This window comes from Streptomyces dioscori, assembly GCF_003024195.1.
In the GTDB taxonomy this organism is placed as follows: Bacteria; Actinomycetota; Actinomycetes; order Streptomycetales; family Streptomycetaceae; genus Streptomyces; species Streptomyces dioscori.
In genome coordinates, this window is record NZ_KZ679040.1 from 649,164 (window position 1) to 666,239 (window position 17,076).

General features: G+C 70.2%; 11 protein-coding genes. 8 read left to right on the forward strand and 3 right to left on the reverse strand.

All coding sequences use genetic code 11. The features are described from left to right. From C6Y14_RS10750 to holA, 6 genes are all read left to right on the forward strand, one after another. A partial coding sequence (locus C6Y14_RS10750) for a ComEA family DNA-binding protein (RefSeq protein WP_107016304.1) occupies window positions 1–1,209 on the forward strand: 1,209 nt, incomplete at its 5' end. Further along, window positions 1,206–3,854, forward strand: a complete 2,649-nt coding sequence (locus C6Y14_RS10755) for a ComEC/Rec2 family competence protein (protein ID WP_107016305.1) — start codon at window positions 1,206–1,208, stop codon at window positions 3,852–3,854. The genes C6Y14_RS10750 and C6Y14_RS10755, both read left to right, overlap by 4 nt. A gap of 4 nt (window positions 3,855–3,858) precedes the next feature. After that, window positions 3,859–4,686 (forward strand): arylamine N-acetyltransferase family protein, encoded by an 828-nt coding sequence (locus C6Y14_RS10760; protein WP_107016306.1) that lies wholly within the window; start codon window positions 3,859–3,861, stop codon window positions 4,684–4,686. Window positions 4,687–4,859: 173 nt separating this feature from the next. After that, window positions 4,860–5,738 (forward strand): YceI family protein, encoded by an 879-nt coding sequence (locus C6Y14_RS10765; protein WP_199854697.1) that lies wholly within the window; start codon window positions 4,860–4,862, stop codon window positions 5,736–5,738. 103 nt (window positions 5,739–5,841) lie between these two features. Then, window positions 5,842–6,087, forward strand: a complete 246-nt coding sequence (locus C6Y14_RS10770) for a hypothetical protein (RefSeq protein WP_107016307.1) — start codon at window positions 5,842–5,844, stop codon at window positions 6,085–6,087. A 73-nt stretch (window positions 6,088–6,160) separates the two neighbouring features. Continuing rightward, entirely contained in the window at window positions 6,161–7,147 is a 987-nt protein-coding gene (gene holA, locus C6Y14_RS10775; protein WP_107016308.1) for a DNA polymerase III subunit delta, read from the forward strand. Between the two features lie 571 nt (window positions 7,148–7,718). On the opposite strand, the gene rpsT is transcribed toward holA, so the two are convergent. After that, a complete protein-coding gene (rpsT, locus tag C6Y14_RS10780; protein WP_107016309.1) occupies window positions 7,719–7,985 on the reverse strand; it encodes a 30S ribosomal protein S20 in 267 nt (88 codons plus the stop codon). 256 nt (window positions 7,986–8,241) lie between these two features. On the opposite strand from rpsT, the gene lepA reads away from it, so the two are divergent. Both lepA and C6Y14_RS10790 read left to right on the forward strand, forming a co-directional pair. After that, the gene (lepA, locus tag C6Y14_RS10785) at window positions 8,242–10,110 is read left to right on the forward strand and encodes a translation elongation factor 4 (protein ID WP_107016310.1); all 1,869 of its coding nucleotides are present in this window, start codon (window positions 8,242–8,244) and stop codon (window positions 10,108–10,110) included. A 252-nt stretch (window positions 10,111–10,362) separates the two neighbouring features. Beyond that, complete coding sequence (locus C6Y14_RS10790) at window positions 10,363–12,249, forward strand: AMP-dependent synthetase/ligase (protein WP_107016311.1); 1,887 nt, start codon at window positions 10,363–10,365, stop codon at window positions 12,247–12,249. Window positions 12,250–12,282: 33 nt separating this feature from the next. Here the strand turns inward: C6Y14_RS10790 and C6Y14_RS10795 are convergent, their stop codons facing one another. Together C6Y14_RS10795 and C6Y14_RS10800 are read right to left on the reverse strand one after the other, a co-directional pair. Further along, window positions 12,283–12,867 carry a response regulator gene (locus C6Y14_RS10795; RefSeq protein WP_107016312.1) on the reverse strand — a complete coding sequence of 195 codons (585 nt, stop codon included), beginning with the start codon at window positions 12,865–12,867 and terminating at the stop codon, window positions 12,283–12,285. 18 nt (window positions 12,868–12,885) lie between these two features. Further along, the gene (locus C6Y14_RS10800; protein ID WP_225890996.1) at window positions 12,886–16,965 is read right to left on the reverse strand and encodes a HAMP domain-containing protein; all 4,080 of its coding nucleotides are present in this window, start codon (window positions 16,963–16,965) and stop codon (window positions 12,886–12,888) included. Window positions 16,966–17,076: the final 111 nt, after the last annotated feature.

Sequence of the window (17,076 nt, forward strand, 5' to 3'; positions counted from 1 at the left end):
GAGTCGCGGCACGGCCCGCCGGGTGAGTGGAGCGGCGGTGCCCCTGAGGGGCGCGGGGAACTGCGCGACGAGCCCCCGCCGGCGGGCAGTCGGCATGACACTTCGTCGGGTGTGGGGTTGTGGCACCGGCGGTCGCTGGAGTGGAGCGGCGGCGCCCGTCAGGGGCGCGGGGAACTGCGCGACGAGCCCCCGCCGGCGGGCAGTCGGCATGACACCTCGTGGGGTGTGGCGTTGCGGCGCGGGCTGCCGGGTGAGTGGAGCGGCGGTGCCCCTGAGGGGCGCGGGGAACTGCGCGACGAGCCCCCACCGGCCGGCAGTCGACACGACACCTCGTCGGGTGCGGGGCGGAGCCCCGGGGCGGGAATGGGAGCGGGGGCGGAGGCGCTCGGGGACGCCGATGGGGGCGTGGACGAGGTCCGGCCCGAGGCGCCGTCCGAGGCGCCGTCCGAGGCGCGGCCCGCTCCCGCGTGGCGGACGCGGGCCGGACTCGCGGTCCGGGAGCGGATGCCGCTGTGGCTGCAGACCAGGTGCGGCCTGGAACGCAGAAGCGTGGCCGCACTCACCGCGGTGCTGGTCGTCGCCGCGGTCCTCGCCGCACAGCACTTCTGGTCGGGACGGACCCAGCCGGTGCGGGCCCCGGAGATCGTACGGGCCGCGGTCCCGTACGGGGAGGAGACGAACGCGGCCGGGCAGAAGACGGCGGCCGGACCCTCCACCGCCGCCCAGGCGCCCCCGGGCGCGGGCGCGGCCCCGACCGCACTCGTGGTGGACGTCAGCGGCAAGGTGCGCGAGCCGGGTATCCATCGGCTGCCGGCCGGTTCCCGGGTCGCCGACGCGCTGAAAGCCGCGGGCGGGGTGCGTCCGGGCACGGACACCGAGGGCCTCAACCGCGCACGGTTCCTGGTGGACGGTGAGCAGGTGCTGGTCGGGGCGCCGGCGGCGGTGGGGCCGGGTGCTCCGGGAGCCGCGGGAACTTCAGGGGCTGCGGGTCCCGGTGGGGCAGCCCCCGCCCCGGTCACTCCGGTCGCCCTCAACACGGCCACCCTGGAACAGCTGGACACGCTGCCCGGCGTCGGCCCCGTGCTGGCGCAGCACATCATCGACTACCGCGGACGGCACGGCGGCTTCCGTTCGGTCGACGAACTCCGCGAGGTGAACGGAATCGGCGACCGCCGTTTCGCCGATCTGCGGAATCTCGTACGGCCATGAGGGGCCCGACCCCGACGAGCCGACCGCCCGTGCACGCCGGCTCCGGCAGTCCGCTCGGTGCCGCGCACCCTCGTCAGGAGGGCCCGACGGATCTGCGGCTGGTCCCACCGGCGCTGGCGGCGTGGGCGACGGCGGCGGTGACGCTGGACGCGCCACCGGGGTGGGTCGCGGGTGCGGTCGCGCTCTGCGTTGCCCTGGCCGGGCTGCTCCTGCTCGCGGGACGCGACCGGGCAGGGGGCGCGGCGCCGCTCCGGTTGCTCCGGTCGCCCTGGTCGAAGACCTCCGTCGCGGCCGTGCTGCTCTGTGTCGCGGCCGCGGCCGCCTCAAGCGGGCTGCACGGTGCGGATCTGCGCAGGGGGCCGATCCCGGAGTCGGCGCGGCAGTACGACCGGGTGACCGCCGAGGTGGAGGTCATCTCGGACCCACGGCTCACCCGCCCCCGGATCAAGGGGAACCACGCCGCCCCGACCGCGATCCTGCTCGACGCGGAAGTCAGGCACGTCGAGAGGCCGGACGGGACGATGGCACGCACCCGTACGCCGGTACTGCTGATCGTGGACGCGAGGCAGAGCCGGCGGGCGTCCCCGCCCTCGGGCCCCGAGGCGGGGGCGGGGCCGAGACCGGGGCTGGGGTCCGGGCCGGAGCCAGGTCCGGGAGCGGCTCATGAGCAGGCCGGATCGCCCTGGCTCTCGCTCCTGCCCTCCACCCGGCTCAGGGTGACCGCACAGGTCGCGCCCGCGCTGGGCGGCGGAGACCGGATCGCGGCGGTGCTCCGGGTGCGCGGCAGCGGGCCACCGGTGGTGGTCGGGCAGCCGTCCGCCACGCAGCGCTTCGCCGGGGAGCTGCGGGGCAGGTTGCGGGCGGCGACCGACGGACTGGAGCCGGACGCACGGGCACTGTTGCCGGGACTGGTGGTCGGGGACACCTCCCGGATCACACCGGAGCTGGACGAGGCGTTCAGGGCGACCGATCTCACCCACATCCTCGCGGTCAGCGGCGCCAACTTCACGATCGTGCTCGCCCTGCTCATCGGGCCGCCGGGCCGGGCCCAGCGGATCGAGCGCCGAGGGCTGGCGCCCCGGCTCGGTCTGCCGTTGCGGGCGACCGCTCTGTGCGGAGGTGCGCTCACGCTCGGCTTCGTGATCGTGTGCCGACCGGACCCGAGTGTGCTGCGGGCCGCGGCCTGTGGATCGATCGCGCTGCTGGCCATCGCCACCGGGCGCCGCAGATCACTGATTCCGGCGCTGGCCACGGCGGTGCTCGCGCTGGTGCTGTACGACCCGTGGCTGGCCCGGAGTTACGGCTTCCTGCTCTCCGTGCTCGCCACCGGTGCGCTGCTCACGCTGGCCCCGCGGTGGAGTGCGGCGCTCCGCGGGCGGGGGGTGCCGCCGAGGTTGGCCGAGGCACTGGCGGCCGCGGGCGCCGCGCAGGCGGTGTGCGCGCCGGTCGTCGCCGTCCTGTCGGCGCGGGTCAGTCTGGTGGCGGTGCCGTGCAACCTGCTCGTGGAGTTCGCGGTCGCGCCGGCCACGGTGCTGGGCTTCGCGACGCTGACCACGGCTCCCTGGGCGATGCCGGTCGCGAAGGCGTTGGCGTGGTGCGCAAGTTGGCCCACCGGCTGGATCGCGGACATCGCCCGAGCGGGTGCGGCCCTGCCGGGCGCAGGCATCGACTGGCCGGGAAGCTGGACGGGGGCACTGCTGCTCGCCGGCGCGATGGCCGCCCTCGTGTTCGTCGGGCGCAGGCTGCTGCGGCATCCCTGGCTGAGTGGCGCCTGCGCGGTGCTGCTGCTGCTCGTGACGGTGCAGCCGCCACCTCTCACCCGGGTGATCACGGGGTGGCCGCCGCCGGACTGGCGGTTCGCGATGTGCGATGTGGGTCAGGGCGACGCGACGGTGCTCGCGGCGGGCGACGGCAGTGCGGTGGTGGTGGACGCGGGACCCGATCCGATACTCGTCGACCGGTGTCTGAGGGCACTCGGCGTCACCCGGGTCCCCCTCGTCGTACTGACCCATTTTCACGCGGACCATGTGGCGGGGCTGCCGGGTGTGCTGCGCGGGCGTTCGGTGGGCGCGATCGAGACGACGGGCCTGGAGGAGCCACTGGACCAGGCCGAATTCGTGCACCGGCAGGCCGCGGCCCGGCGCATCCCGGTGACGCGGGCGGTGGCGGGAGAGCGGCGGCGTACGGGTGGGCTCGACTGGCAGGTGCTGTGGCCGCCGCCGAGCCCCACGCCGGGGGCCGCTCCGGTGCCAGGGCCGATGCCGGAGCCGGAGCCGGAGGGGCCGAACGACGCGAGTGTCACCCTGCTCGTGAGGTCGGCCGGGGTGACCATGCTGATGCTCGGGGACCTCGAACCACCCGCTCAGCAAGCCCTGTTGAGATCACCGGCCGGGACCGCTCTGAAAGCCGTGGACGTTCTCAAAGTCGCCCATCATGGTTCGGCCTATCAGGATCCGGAGCTCATACGACGGGCGGCGCCACGCCTCGCGCTCATCTCGTGCGGGGCTGACAACCCCTACGGACATCCGGCTCCGAGCACGACGGCCGCACTGGAAGCAGGGGGCGCGCAGGTGCTGCGCACCGATGTGGACGGGGCGGTAACCGTGGGAGGAGGAGACGATCACCTGCTGATCACGCGAGACTGAGGGTATGAAACCCGCACAGGTCGATGCCTACCTCCGCCGGATCGGTGTCACCCACCCCGCCTGGCCCACCGCCGACGTACTCCGTGAACTGCAGTTGCGACACCTGCTGGCCGTGCCGTTCGAGAACCTGTCGATCCACCTCGGTGAGGAGATCGTGCTGGAGGAGAAACCGCTCCTGGACAAGCTGGTGGGCGCTCGCAGGGGTGGCTTCTGCTACGAACTGAACGGGGCGTTCGGCGCACTGCTCAAGGCGCTGGGCTTCGATGTGACGCTGCTCGCGGGGCGGGTCTACGGGGAGGAGGAGCGGCTCGGGATTCCGTACGACCATCTGGCGCTGCGGGTGCGGACGGTGGACGGGGGCGACTGGCTGGCCGACGTCGGGTTCGGGGCGCACAGCCACTACCCGCTGGCCTTCGGGGAGCGGGGGGAGCAGACGGATCCGGCGGGCGCGTTCCGGGTGATCGTGGCCGGGGCGGATCCGGCCGGGGTGCGGGGCAGTGCGGGGGAGTTCGGGGATCTGGAGGTGGTGCGGGACGGCAGGTCCCAGTACCGGCTGGAGACGCGGCCGCGGGTGCTCGGGGACTTCGTGGCCGGGGCCTGGTGGCACAGCACGTCGTCGGCGTCGCACTTCGCCCGGTCACTGGTCTGCTCGCGGGTCACGGAGGACGGCGGCCGGGTCACGCTCAGCGGGCGCACGCTCACGGTCACGGACCCCGACGGCGGGAGGACGACGGCGGAGCTGGTGTCGGACGAGGAGGTGCTGGAGGCGTACAGGAAGCGGTTCGGGATCGTGCTGGAGCGCGTCCCGGTTGTCCGGAGAAGCGGCGACTGAGGGGAAGAAGGTAAGCGGAACGGCCAATTCGGGCTACTCGTGCGTAGTACCAGCACATGCGCTGGTTTCCTGCGATGTAGTCGTCTGTTGCCTCGAAAGTCGCATCGGTGGTCGAATACCTCTCCGACAACGAGTGTTTTCACAGCGTGTGTTGACGCGAGGGTGGGTCGCAGATGGTCGGCAGCTGGCTGGGGAACCGTACGAACCGGGCACAGGCGGGCCATCTCGCCTCGGTGCCGTTGCCGGAGGGTGCCGGTGTGCTCGGCTGCCGGGTGCTGGATCCGGTGAACCAGCCCGTGCCGGACGCGGAGTTCCTGGTCACGGATGCCGCGGGGCGCAGAGTGGTCGGCGGGGAGCTGGATCCGTTCGGGTCCTTCCTGGTGACGGTCCCGGCCGGTGAGTACCGCCTCGCCGTGTCGGCCGAGGGGCACGCCCCGTACCGGGCGAATGTCACCGTGCCGGCGAACGAGGTGGCGGCGCTCGGTGACGTGACGCTGAACACCGCGCAACCACCCGCGTTACCGGCGCCGGGGGACTGGGAGATCGAGCCGACCCACTCCTCGATCGGCTTCACGGCCCGGCACATCGGGATGGCTCGGGTACGGGGGAGGTTCAACACCTTCGCGGGGATCGTGCGGGTGGCCGAGAACGTGGAGCAGTCGGCGATGCACGTGGTCATCGACGCGGGGTCGATCGACACCAACGTCAGGGCGCGGGACGGGCATCTGAAGTCGGCGGACTTCCTGGACGTGGACCGGTTTCCGACGGTGGAGTTCTACAGCGACCGGTTCACGCACCGGGGCGGCAGCCGGTGGGGGGTCACCGGGGCGCTGTCGCTGCACGGGGTGACGCGGACGGTCACGCTCGACACGGAGTATCTGGGGGTGGGCAACGGCACGGAGGGCGAGGTGCGGGCGGCCTGCCGGGCCACCGCCGAGTTGCGGCGCGACGACTTCACGATGAGCTGGCAGTCGATGCTGGCGCGGGGCATCGCCATGGTCGGCACGAGCATCACGGTCGACCTGGACATACAGGTCGTCCCCAAGGGCTGAGCCGGGGCCCGGGTCAGGGCGGAGCGGGCCGTTCCGGCCGCTGGTCGTCGGCTGCCGGGTGCCCCCGGTGCGAGGCGCTGTGCCGGTGCCGGAAAATGGCCGGGTGAGCGACGTGAGACATGTACTGGTACTGCCCGACCGCGATGCCGCGCAGGAGGCGGCGGAGGCGCTCGGTGAGCAGTTCGCGCTGGACGAGGAGCCCCAGCTCGTACGGGACGCCCTGGCCGGTGAGGACGACGCCGAGGACGCGCAGTGGCTGCTCGTGCTGCGCGACGAGAACGGGCGGCTGGACGCGCGGGAGCTGGACGAGTTCGTGAGGGAGTGGGACGGCTGGCGCGAGGAGCCGTAGCCGAGCCGTAGCCGTGGTCGAGCCGTAGCCGCGGGCCCGTCATTGTCGGTGGTGCGTGGGATGCTTGGCCGCGATGGCCAGGAACTCTGCACAAGACGATCCGCTCGCTCCCGTCACGATCGCCGTGGGGCAGGAGGACCTCCTGCTCGACCGCGCCGTACAGCAGGTGGTGGCCGCCGCGCGCGCCGCCGACGCGGACACCGACGTACGGGACCTCACGTCGGACCAGTTGCAGCCGGGCACGCTCGCCGAACTGACGAGCCCGTCGCTCTTCGCCGAGCGCAAGGTCGTCGTGGTGCGGAACGCGCAGGACCTGTCGGCGGACACGGTCAAGGACGTGAAGGCGTACCTGGGCGCTCCGGCCGAGGAGATCACGCTCGTGCTGCTGCACGCGGGCGGGGCCAAGGGCAAGGGGCTGCTCGACGCCGCGCGCAAGGTGGGGGCGCGGGAGGTCGCGTGCCCGAAGATGACGAAGCCGGCCGACCGGCTGTCGTTCGTGCGCGCGGAGTTCCGGGCGCTGGGGCGGTCCGCGACGCCCGAGGCGTGCCAGGCGCTCGTCGACTCGATCGGCAGTGATCTGCGGGAGCTGGCCTCCGCGACGACCCAGCTGGTCGCGGATGTCGAGGGGACGATCGACGAGGCCGTCGTCGGGCGGTACTACACCGGCCGGGCGGAGGCCTCCAGCTTCACCGTGGCGGACCGGGCGGTCGAGGGGCGGGCGGCGGAGGCGCTGGAGGCGCTGCGGTGGTCGTTGTCGACCGGGGTCGCGCCCGTGCTGATCACCAGCGCGCTGGCGCAGGGGGTGCGGGCCATCGGGAAGCTCTCCTCCGCGCGGGGTGGGCGGCCGGCCGATCTGGCGCGGGAGCTGGGGATGCCGCCTTGGAAGATCGACCGGGTTCGGCAGCAGATGCGGGGGTGGACGCCGGACGGGGTCGCTGTCGCGTTGCGGGCGGTCGCGGAGGCGGACGCGGGGGTCAAGGGGGGCGGTGACGACCCTGAGTACGCGCTGGAGAAGGCGGTCGTCACGATCGCTCGTGCGGCGCGGATGCGGCGGGGTTAGCTTCTATCCCCCTGGGGGCTGCGCCCCCAGACCCCCGTTGGCCTGGATCCACGGCTGCGGGCCCGGTGGGGGCCGGTCGCGCAGTTCCCCGCGCCCCTCAAGGACGGGGCTGCGCCCCCAGGCCCCGGTCGGCCTGAATGTGTGGCTGCGGGCCTGGTGGGGGCTGGTCGCGCAGTTCCTCGCGCCCCTCAAGGGCGGGGCTGCGCCTTCAGGGTCCGGTGGGCCTGAATGTGTGGCTGCGGGCCCGGTGGGGGCTGGTCGCGCGCAGTTCCTCGCGCCCCCAAAGACGAAAGGCAGGGGCGCAGCCCCGACTTTCAGGGGCGCGGGGAACTGCGCGGCCAGCCACGACGGTGCCGGGCGGGGCGAAAAGACGAGCCCCGGCCCGCCCTGGAAGGGCGAGGCCGGGGCCCGGTTCGTGCTGGGGACTCGTACCCGCGTGGCGAACGCAGTCGCGTACGAGTCGGGGTGCCGGTCGGGAGCGGATGAGAGAGGGCCCGCTCAGATCCTTCCGGCGTTCGAATCACTTCGAATCAAGTGAGTGCGGGGCCGTGGCCCAGTACTCGGCAGAGGTTCAGCCCTTGAGGGAGGCGACCTTCGAAGCAAGCGCCGACTTCTTGTTGGCGGCCTGGTTCTTGTGGATGACGCCCTTGGAGACGGCCTTGTCCAGCTTGCGCGAGGCTTCGCGCTGCGCGGCCGTGGCCTTCTCGACGTCACCCGCGGCAGCGGCCTCGCGGGCCTTGCGGATCGCGGTCTTCAGCGAAGACTTGACGGCCTTGTTGCGCAGCCGAGCCTTCTCGTTGGTCTTGATCCGCTTGATCTGGGACTTGATGTTCGCCACGAATGAGCCTTCTCAGGTTCAGGCGCACGAGACGGGGCGTCTCACGACGGTGAGTCTCATGCGCCGGTGATTTCTCTTCTGAATTTCCTGCGTGTCCTGCGTGTCCCCTGCAGAGAGGGCAGGAGACACAGCTGCCCAGATTAGCAGTCGCCCCGCTGACGGCCCAAACCGGTCGCACCTCGCCGCCCGTGGGACCATGGAGCCTACGTATCGATCCGACCCGAGGCGACAGGCGCCTCAAGAGACAGGACCCTGCGTGCCCGCGATCCCTAACAATGTGCCCGAGCCGAGCCGTACCGCCCCGGCTCAGATCCGCAATTTCTGCATCATCGCGCACATCGACCACGGCAAGTCCACGCTCGCCGACCGGATGCTCCAGCTGACCGGGGTGGTCGACCAGCGGCAGATGCGTGCTCAGTACCTCGACCGCATGGACATCGAGCGCGAGCGCGGCATCACCATCAAGTCCCAGGCGGTGCGGCTGCCCTGGGCGCCGACCGAGGATCCGGGCAACACCCACATCCTCAACATGATCGACACCCCCGGGCACGTCGACTTCACGTACGAGGTCTCGCGGTCGCTCGCGGCCTGTGAGGGCACCGTCCTGCTCGTGGACGCGGCCCAGGGCATCGAGGCCCAGACCCTCGCCAACCTCTACCTGGCGATGGAGAACGACCTCACCATCGTCCCGGTGCTGAACAAGATCGACCTGCCGGCCGCCCAGCCCGAGAAGTTCTCCGAGGAGCTGGCGAATCTCATCGGCTGCCAGCCGGAGGACGTGCTCAAGGTCTCGGCGAAGACCGGCGTCGGGGTCGATGCGCTGCTGGACCGGGTCGTGCGGGATGTTCCGGCACCGGTCGGTGTCGCCGACGCTCCCGCTCGCGCGATGATCTTCGACTCGGTCTACGACTCGTACCGTGGCGTGGTCACCTACGTCCGTGTCATCGACGGCCAGCTCAACAAGCGCGAGCGCATCAAGATGATGTCGACCGGCGCCACGCACGAGCTCCTTGAGATCGGTGTCTCGTCACCCGAGATGACCCCGGCCGACGGCATCGGCGTCGGCGAGGTGGGCTACATCATCACCGGCGTGAAGGACGTCCGTCAGTCCAAGGTCGGTGACACGATCACCAGCAAGGACAAGGGCGCGACCGAGGCCCTCGGCGGGTACAAGGACCCGAAGCCGATGGTCTTCTCCGGTCTGTATCCGCTGGACGGGTCCGACTACCCCGACCTGCGCGAGGCGCTGGACAAGCTCCAGCTCAACGACGCGGCCCTGGTCTATGAGCCCGAGACCTCCGCGGCCCTCGGATTCGGCTTTCGGGTGGGCTTCCTCGGCCTGCTGCACCTCGATGTCATCCGTGAGCGCCTGGAGCGCGAGTTCAACCTCGAACTCATCGCCACCGCGCCCAACGTGGTCTACCGCGTGATCATGGAGGACGGGAAGGAGCACACGGTCACCAACCCGAGCGAGTTCCCCGAGGGCAAGATCGACAAGGTCTTCGAGCCGGTCGTCCGGGCCACGATCCTCGCCCCCAGCGAGTTCATCGGTTCGATCATGGAGCTGTGCCAGACCCGCCGCGGCACGCTCCTCGGCATGGACTACCTCTCCGAGGACCGTGTCGAGATCCGCTACACGCTGCCGCTGGCCGAGATCGTCTTCGACTTCTTCGACAATCTGAAGTCCAAGACCCGCGGCTACGCCTCCCTGGACTACGAGCCCACGGGCGAGCAGGACGCCTCGCTGGTGAAGGTCGACATCCTGCTCCACGGCGACCGCGTCGACGCCTTCTCGGCCGTCACGCACAAGGACGCGGCGTACGCGTACGGGGTGCGGCTCGTCGCCAAGCTGCGCGAGCTGATCCCGCGCCAGGCCTTCGAGATCCCCATCCAGGCGGCCATCGGCTCCCGGGTCATCGCCCGCGAGACCATCCGCGCCATCCGCAAGGACGTCCTCGCCAAGTGCTACGGCGGTGACATCTCCCGTAAGCGCAAGCTCCTTGAGAAGCAGAAGGAGGGCAAGAAGCGGATGAAGATGGTGGGCTCTGTGGAGGTTCCGCAAGAGGCCTTCATCGCCGTGCTCTCCAGTGACGAGAACGCCGGGAGCGGCAAGGGGAAGAAGTAGCCGTCAGCAACCATCGGGCCGAGCCCGAAAACATGGGCCCGTCGTGCTGTCGCGCGGCGGGCCCACGTCGTCCACGGAGCGTCGTATTCCGCCCGCGCTCTGTAGGAAGTGACAGGCCGCCGCCTCTTACGCGCCGGGCGGACGGGCTTTACTCTGATCACCACTCGACGTTACTCGCGAGTTAAACAACGACCGCTACTGAGCTAACCGCTACGAGCCAGTCACGCACTGTCGCGGGCCCCGGAGGATGTCGTGAGCGACACACAGACCCTGATCGAGAACCGTCCGCCGTCCGTGGCGGCCCTCTTCCTGGAGCGCGTGGCGGCCACGCCGGACGGTGAGGCGTACCGCTATCCGGTACCGGCGGCCTCGGGCGAGGGGCCGGACGAGTGGAGGTCGCTGAGCTGGGCGCAGGCGGCCGAGCGGGTCTACGCGATCGCGGCCGGACTCATCGAGCTGGGCGTGCGGCCGGAGCAGCGCGTCGCGCTCGCCTCCTCCACCCGCGTCGAGTGGATCCTCGTCGACCTCGGCATCATGTGTGCTGGCGCGGCGACGACGACCGTGTACCCGTCGACCAAGTCCGACGAGTCGGCGTTCATCCTCTCCGACTCCGAGAGCAGGGTGCTCGTCGCGGAGGACGCGGAGCAGCTCGCCAAGGCGCGGGAGAAGCGCGCCGAGCTGCCCGAGCTCAGTCATGTCATCGTCATCGACTCCGCGGGCGTCGAGTCCGCCGACGGTGAGGGCGACTGGGTGATCGGTCTCGCCGAACTGGAGAAGCGCGGTGCCGCGTACCTGGAGAAGAATCCCGACCTGATCAAGGAGAAGGTCGGGGCGATCACCAAGGACCAGCTCGCCACCCTCATCTACACCTCCGGCACCACCGGCCGCCCCAAGGGCGTACGGCTGCCGCACGACAACTGGTCGTACATGGCGAAGGCCATCGCCGCGACCGGCCTCGTCGGCAAGGACGACGTCCAGTACCTGTGGCTGCCGCTCGCGCACGTCTTCGGCAAGGTGCTCACGTCCGGCCAGATCGAGGTCGGGCACGTCACCGCCGTCGACGGCCGCGTGGACAAGATCATCGAGAATCTGCCGGTCGTGCAGCCGACGTACATGGCCGCCGTGCCGCGGATCTTCGAGAAGGTCTACAACGGGGTCGCGGCCAAGGCGCGGGCCGGCGGCGGCGCCAAGTACAAGATCTTCCAGTGGGCGGCCGAGGTCTCCCGCGAGTACGCGAAGGCCACACAGGACAACTTCCGCCGTACCGGTGTAGCCTCCGCGCCCTTCGGCCTCTCGGCCAAGCACAAGGTCGCGGACACGCTCGTCTTCGCCAAGATCCGTGAGGCCTTCGGCGGCAACCTCCGCGCCTGCGTCTCCGGCAGCGCCGCCCTCGCACCCGACATCGGCTACTTCTTCGCGGGCGCCGGCATCCACATCCTGGAGGGTTACGGACTCACGGAGTCGTCCGCGGCCTCCTTCGTGAACCCCGGTGAGGCGTACCGCACGGGCACGGTCGGCAAGCCGCTGCCCGGCACCGAGGTGCGGATCGCGGACGACGGCGAGATCCTGCTGCGCGGCCCCGGCATCATGGAGGGCTACCAAGGGCTGCCGGAGAAGACCGCCGAGGTCCTGGAGTCCGACGGCTGGTTCCACACCGGTGACATCGGTGAGCTGTCCCCGGACGGCTATCTGCGCATCACCGACCGCAAGAAGGACCTCATCAAGACGTCCGGCGGCAAGTACATCGCGCCCGCCGAGGTCGAGGGCCAGTTCAAGGCCGTCTGCCCGTACGTCTCCAACATCCTCGTGCACGGCGCGGACCGGAACTTCTGCACCGCGCTCATCGCCCTCGACGAGCCGTCGATCCTCGCCTGGGCCGCGGACAACGGCCTCGGCGGCAAGTCGTACGCCGAGGTCGTCGCCGCGCCCGCGACGGTCGAGCTGATCGACGGATCCGTCAGGACGCTCAACGAGGGCCTGCAGCGCTGGCAGACCATCAAGAAGTTCAAGCTCCTGCCGCGCGACCTCGACATCGAGCACGGCGAACTGACCCCGAGCCTCAAGCTGAAGCGCCCGGTCGTCGAGCGCGAGTACAAGCATCTGATCGACGAGATGTACGCCGGCACGCGCGAGGCGTAGTCGGGGCTGTGGTGCGAGGGGGGCGGGGCGGGGTCACAGGCCCCGTCCCCTTCGCATGTCGCGCAGCAGGTCCTCCATGTGGCGGATGTGGCGGCGCAGTTCGGCCATGTCGGCGGGGTCGTCGGCCGACATGCTGGTCTCGATCGCGTGCAGCCGCCGGGCCAGTTCGTCGAACTGTTCCTGCTCGTGGGCGAGCATCCGCTCCAGCTGCTGGTTCTTGCGGTGCAGATCGAGGAAGACGGTGACCTTGGCGCGCAGCACCCAGGGGTCGAACGGCTTGGTGAGATAGTCGGCGGCTCCGGTCGCGTACCCGCGGAACGCGTAGCCCGCGTCGGAGTCCGTGCCGGTCAGGAAGATGATCGGTACGTCCTTCGTCTGGTCGAGCCGCTTGATGTTCGCGGCGGTCTCGAACCCGTCCATGCCCGGCATACGGATGTCGAGCAGGACGACCGCGAACCGCTGCCGCAGCAGAGCCTTCATCGCCTCCTCGCCCGAACGGGCGCGTACGAGCGGCTCGTTGAGGGACCCCAGGACGGCCTCCAGCGCGATCAGATTGTCCTCCATGTCGTCCACGAGGAGAATGCTGGCGCGTTCGTCGGTCGATGCCTCAGTGCTCATGGTGATCGATTGCCTGCCTCATTCGGTCGTCGGCGGGACGGCGGGTTCCTCCGATGCGCCGGCTCCCGCGGTGACGGTGGTGGCGGTGGAGCCCTCCTGCTCCTGGCCGTCCGCGCCCTCGGGGTCCAGGAGGGCGCAGACGACGGTCAGCAGCTGGTCGACGTCCACCGGCTTGGGCACGTAGTCGTTCGCACCGCGCGCGATGGACTTCTCACGGTCGCCCGGCATCGCCTTGGCGGTGAGGGCGACGATGGGAAGTCCGGCCCAGCGCGGGGTGCGGCGGATGACGGAGATGGTCTCGTAACCATCCATCTCCGGCATCATGATGTCCATCAGAACGAGTCCTACGTCGGGATTGCGCTCCAGGGCCTCGATGCCCTCGCGGCCGTTCTCCGCGTACAGGACGGGCATGCCGACCCGGCCCAGTACATGGGTGAGCGCGAAGACGTTACGGATGTCGTCGTCCACGATCAGTACCCGCCGCCCCGGCAGGACCTGGCCCGCACGGCCCGTCTTCCAGGCCTCCAGTTTGGTGGGCGCGGGCCAGCTGTCGTCCTGGTCGTGGACGGTGAAGGGTTCCGGGGACAACTGCTCGGGCAGGGCCAGGTCCTGGTCCTCGGCACCGGGCCCGGTCGGCAGATGCCCGGGGCTGACGACCGGCACGTACAGCGTGAAGGTGGAACCCTCGCCGGGCACGCTCTCGGCGATGATGCGTCCGCCCAGCAAGCCGGCGATCTCCCGGCTGATGGACAGACCGAGGCCCGTGCCACCGTACTTGCGGTTCGTCGTGCCGTCGGCCTGCTGGAACGCCTCGAAGATCACCGGTAGTTTCTCCGCAGCGATGCCGATACCGGTGTCGGAGACGGCGAACGCGATGACGTTGTCGCTGGACTCCCGGGTGAAGTGCGGCTCGGGGTTCTCGACGCGGCTCACGCGCAGTTCGACCCGGCCCGACGCGGTGAACTTGATCGCGTTCGACAGCAGGTTGCGCAGGATCTGCTGGAGCCGCTGCTCGTCGGAGAACATCTCGCGCGGTACGTCCTCGCCGACCTCCACCTCGAAGGTGAGACCCCGGTCGAGGGTGAGCGGGCGGAACGTGGCGTGCACGTAGTCGAGCAGCTTGATCAGCGGCAGCTTCTTGGGGCGTACGTCCATCCGGCCGGCCTCGATCTTCGAGAGGTCGAGGATGTCGTTGATGAGCTGCAGGAGGTCCGAGCCCGAGCGGTGGATCGTTGCCGCGAACTGCACCTCCTGGTCGGAGAGATGGCCGTCCGGGTTGTCGGAGAGCAGCCGGGCGAGGATCAGCAGCGAGTTGAGCGGGGTGCGCAGCTCGTGCGACATGTTCGCCAGGAACTCCGACTTGTACTGCGAGGAGGTGGCGAGCAGCGCTGCCTTCTCCTCCAGTTCGGCGTTCGAGCGGCGCAACTCCGCCTGCTGCGACTGGAGTTCGTCGGAGCGGTCCTGCAGCTGGATCGCGAGGCGCTGGGACTCGCCGAGCAGGGACTCCGTACGGGAGTTGGCGATGATGGTGTTGATCGCGACACCGATGGTGTTCACGAACTGGTCGAAGAACGCCAGGTGGACGTCGGAGAAGCGGGAGAACGAGGCGAGCTCGATGACCCCGAGCAGCTTGTCCTCGAAGAGGATCGGGATGATGACGACGCTCGCCGGCGCCGCCTCCCCGAGACCGCTGTTGATCTTGATGTAGTCCGCCGGCGCCTCCTCCATGAGGATCCGCTTCTTCTCACGCGCGGCCTGCCGTACGAGCCCGTGCACCGGCATGCTGACCGTGTCCACCGTCGCGCTCTGCGCCGAGCCGTACCCGGCGATGAAGGCGAGCCCCTTGATGGGCACGGCCGTCTGCAGGGTCGTCTTGTCCTCCTCCGGATCGGCCAGGAAGAAGGCGCCGAACTGCGCGTTCACCAGCGGGGTCAGCTCGCGCAGGATCAGGTCCGCGACCTCCATCAGATCCCGGTGGCCCTGCATGAGGGCGGCGAGACGGGCGAGGTTCGACTCCAGCCAGTCCTTGGCGCGGGTGGTCTCACGGAGGTTGGCCACCATGAGGTTGATGTTGTCCTTGAGCTCGTCGACCTCGCCCTGGGTCTCCACCGTGATGGAACGGGACATGTCGCCCTGGGCCACCGCGGACGCCACCTCGGCGATCGCGCGGACCTGGGTGGTGAGGTTCAGCGCCAGTTCGTTCACGTTCGTCGTCAGCCGCTTCCAGGTGCCGTACACCCCCTCGACCCGCGCCTGACCGCCGAGCCGGCCCTCGGAACCCACCTCGCGGGCCACGCGGGTGACCTCGGAGGAGAACGACGACAGCGTGTCCACCATCGTGTTGATGGTGGACTTCAGCTCCAGGATCTCGCCGCGCGCGTCGACGTCGATCTTCTTCGACAGGTCGCCCTGCGCCACCGCGGTCGCCACCTGCGCGATGTTGCGGACCTGCGAAGTCAGGTTGTCCGCCATGTAGTTGACGTTGTCCGTGAGGTCGCGCCACACGCCGGAGACGCCGAGGACCTGCGCCCGGCCGCCCAGCCTGCCGTCGGTGCCGACCTCGCGGGCCACCCTCGTCACCTCGTCGGCGAACGCGCGCAGCTGCTTTACCATCGTGTTGACGGTGTCCTTCAGCTCCAGGATCTCGCCGCGCGCGTCGACGGTGATCTTCTTGGAGAGGTCGCCGTTGGCGACGGCCGTGGTCACCTGGGCGATGTTGCGGACCTGCGAGGTGAGGTTCAGGGCCATGAAGTTGACGTTGTCGGTGAGGTCCTTCCAGACCCCGGAGACGCCGCGGACCTGGGCCTGACCGCCGAGGTTTCCTTCGGTGCCGACCTCGCGGGCGACCCTCGTCACCTCGTCGGCGAAGGCGGAGAGCTGGTCGACCATGGTGTTGATGGTGCTCTTCAGCTCCAGGATCTCGCCCTTCGCCTCCACCGTGATCTTCTTGCCGAGGTCGCCCTGGGCCACGGCGGTGGACACGAGCGCGATGTTGCGGACCTGCGAAGTCAGGTTGTCCGCCATGAAGTTGACGTTGTCGGTGAGGTCCTTCCAGACCCCGGAGACGCCTCGCACCTGGGCCCGGCCGCCGAGGTTTCCTTCGGTGCCGACCTCGCGGGCGACCCTCGTCACCTCGTCGGCGAAGGCGGAGAGCTGGTCGACCATGGTGTTGATGGTGCTCTTCAGCTCCAGGATCTCGCCCTGGGCGCCGACGGTGATCTTCTGGCTCAGGTCGCCGTTCGCGACGGCGGTGGTCACCTGGGCGATGTTGCGGACCTGCGAGGTGAGGTTCGAGGCCATGAAGTTGACGTTGTCGGTGAGGTCCTTCCACACCCCCGACACACCGCGCACCTGGGCCCGGCCGCCCAGCTCGCCCATCGTGCCGACCTCGCGGGCGACGCGGGTGACCTCGTCGGCGAAGGCGGAGAGCTGGTCGACCATCGTGTTCACGGTCAGCTTCAGTTCGAGCAGCTCACCGGTCGCCTCGACCGTCACCGTGCGGGTCAGATCGCCGCGCGCCACCGCCGTGGTTACCAGGGCGATGTCACGGACCTGCGCGGTCAGCCGGGACGCCATCGTGTTGACCGCCTCGGTCACGTCCCGCCAGCTGCCCGACAGGCCGGTCACCTTGGCCCGGCCGCCGAGACGGCCCTCCGTGCCGACCTCACGCGCGACCCGGGTCACCTCGCCGGTGAAGAGGGACAGCTGATCGACCATCTTGTTGACGGCCCGCCCCAGGCGGCGCAGATCGCCCCGGAGCTGACGGTTGCCGTCGTGCAGATCGACACGCTGGGTCAGATCGCCGCCCGCCACCGCGTCCAGGACCCGGGTCGCGTTGGCGGCCGGTGCCACCAGGGCGTCGAGCAACTGGTTCACGTCGTTGATCCGGGTCGTCCAGTGCCCCTGGCCGGGGCTCGCGGCGAGCCGCTCGTCCAGCCGGCCGTGCCGCACGATCTCGCGACGGACGCGCTGGGCCTCCGCGTTGAAGTGCGTACTCCGGTCCACGATCTGGTTGAACACCATGCCCAGCTCGGCCACGATGCCGTGCCCCGACGTCTCGGGCACCTTGCTGAAGTCGCCGTCCCGCGCGGACGTCATGGCGGCCAGGAGAGGACGCAGGTCCGATGCACGAATCTGTCCGTCTCCGAGCACATGCATAGCACTGTTCTCACTCATGGTGGCCCACTTCGGTGACTCGGTGCTTATGGG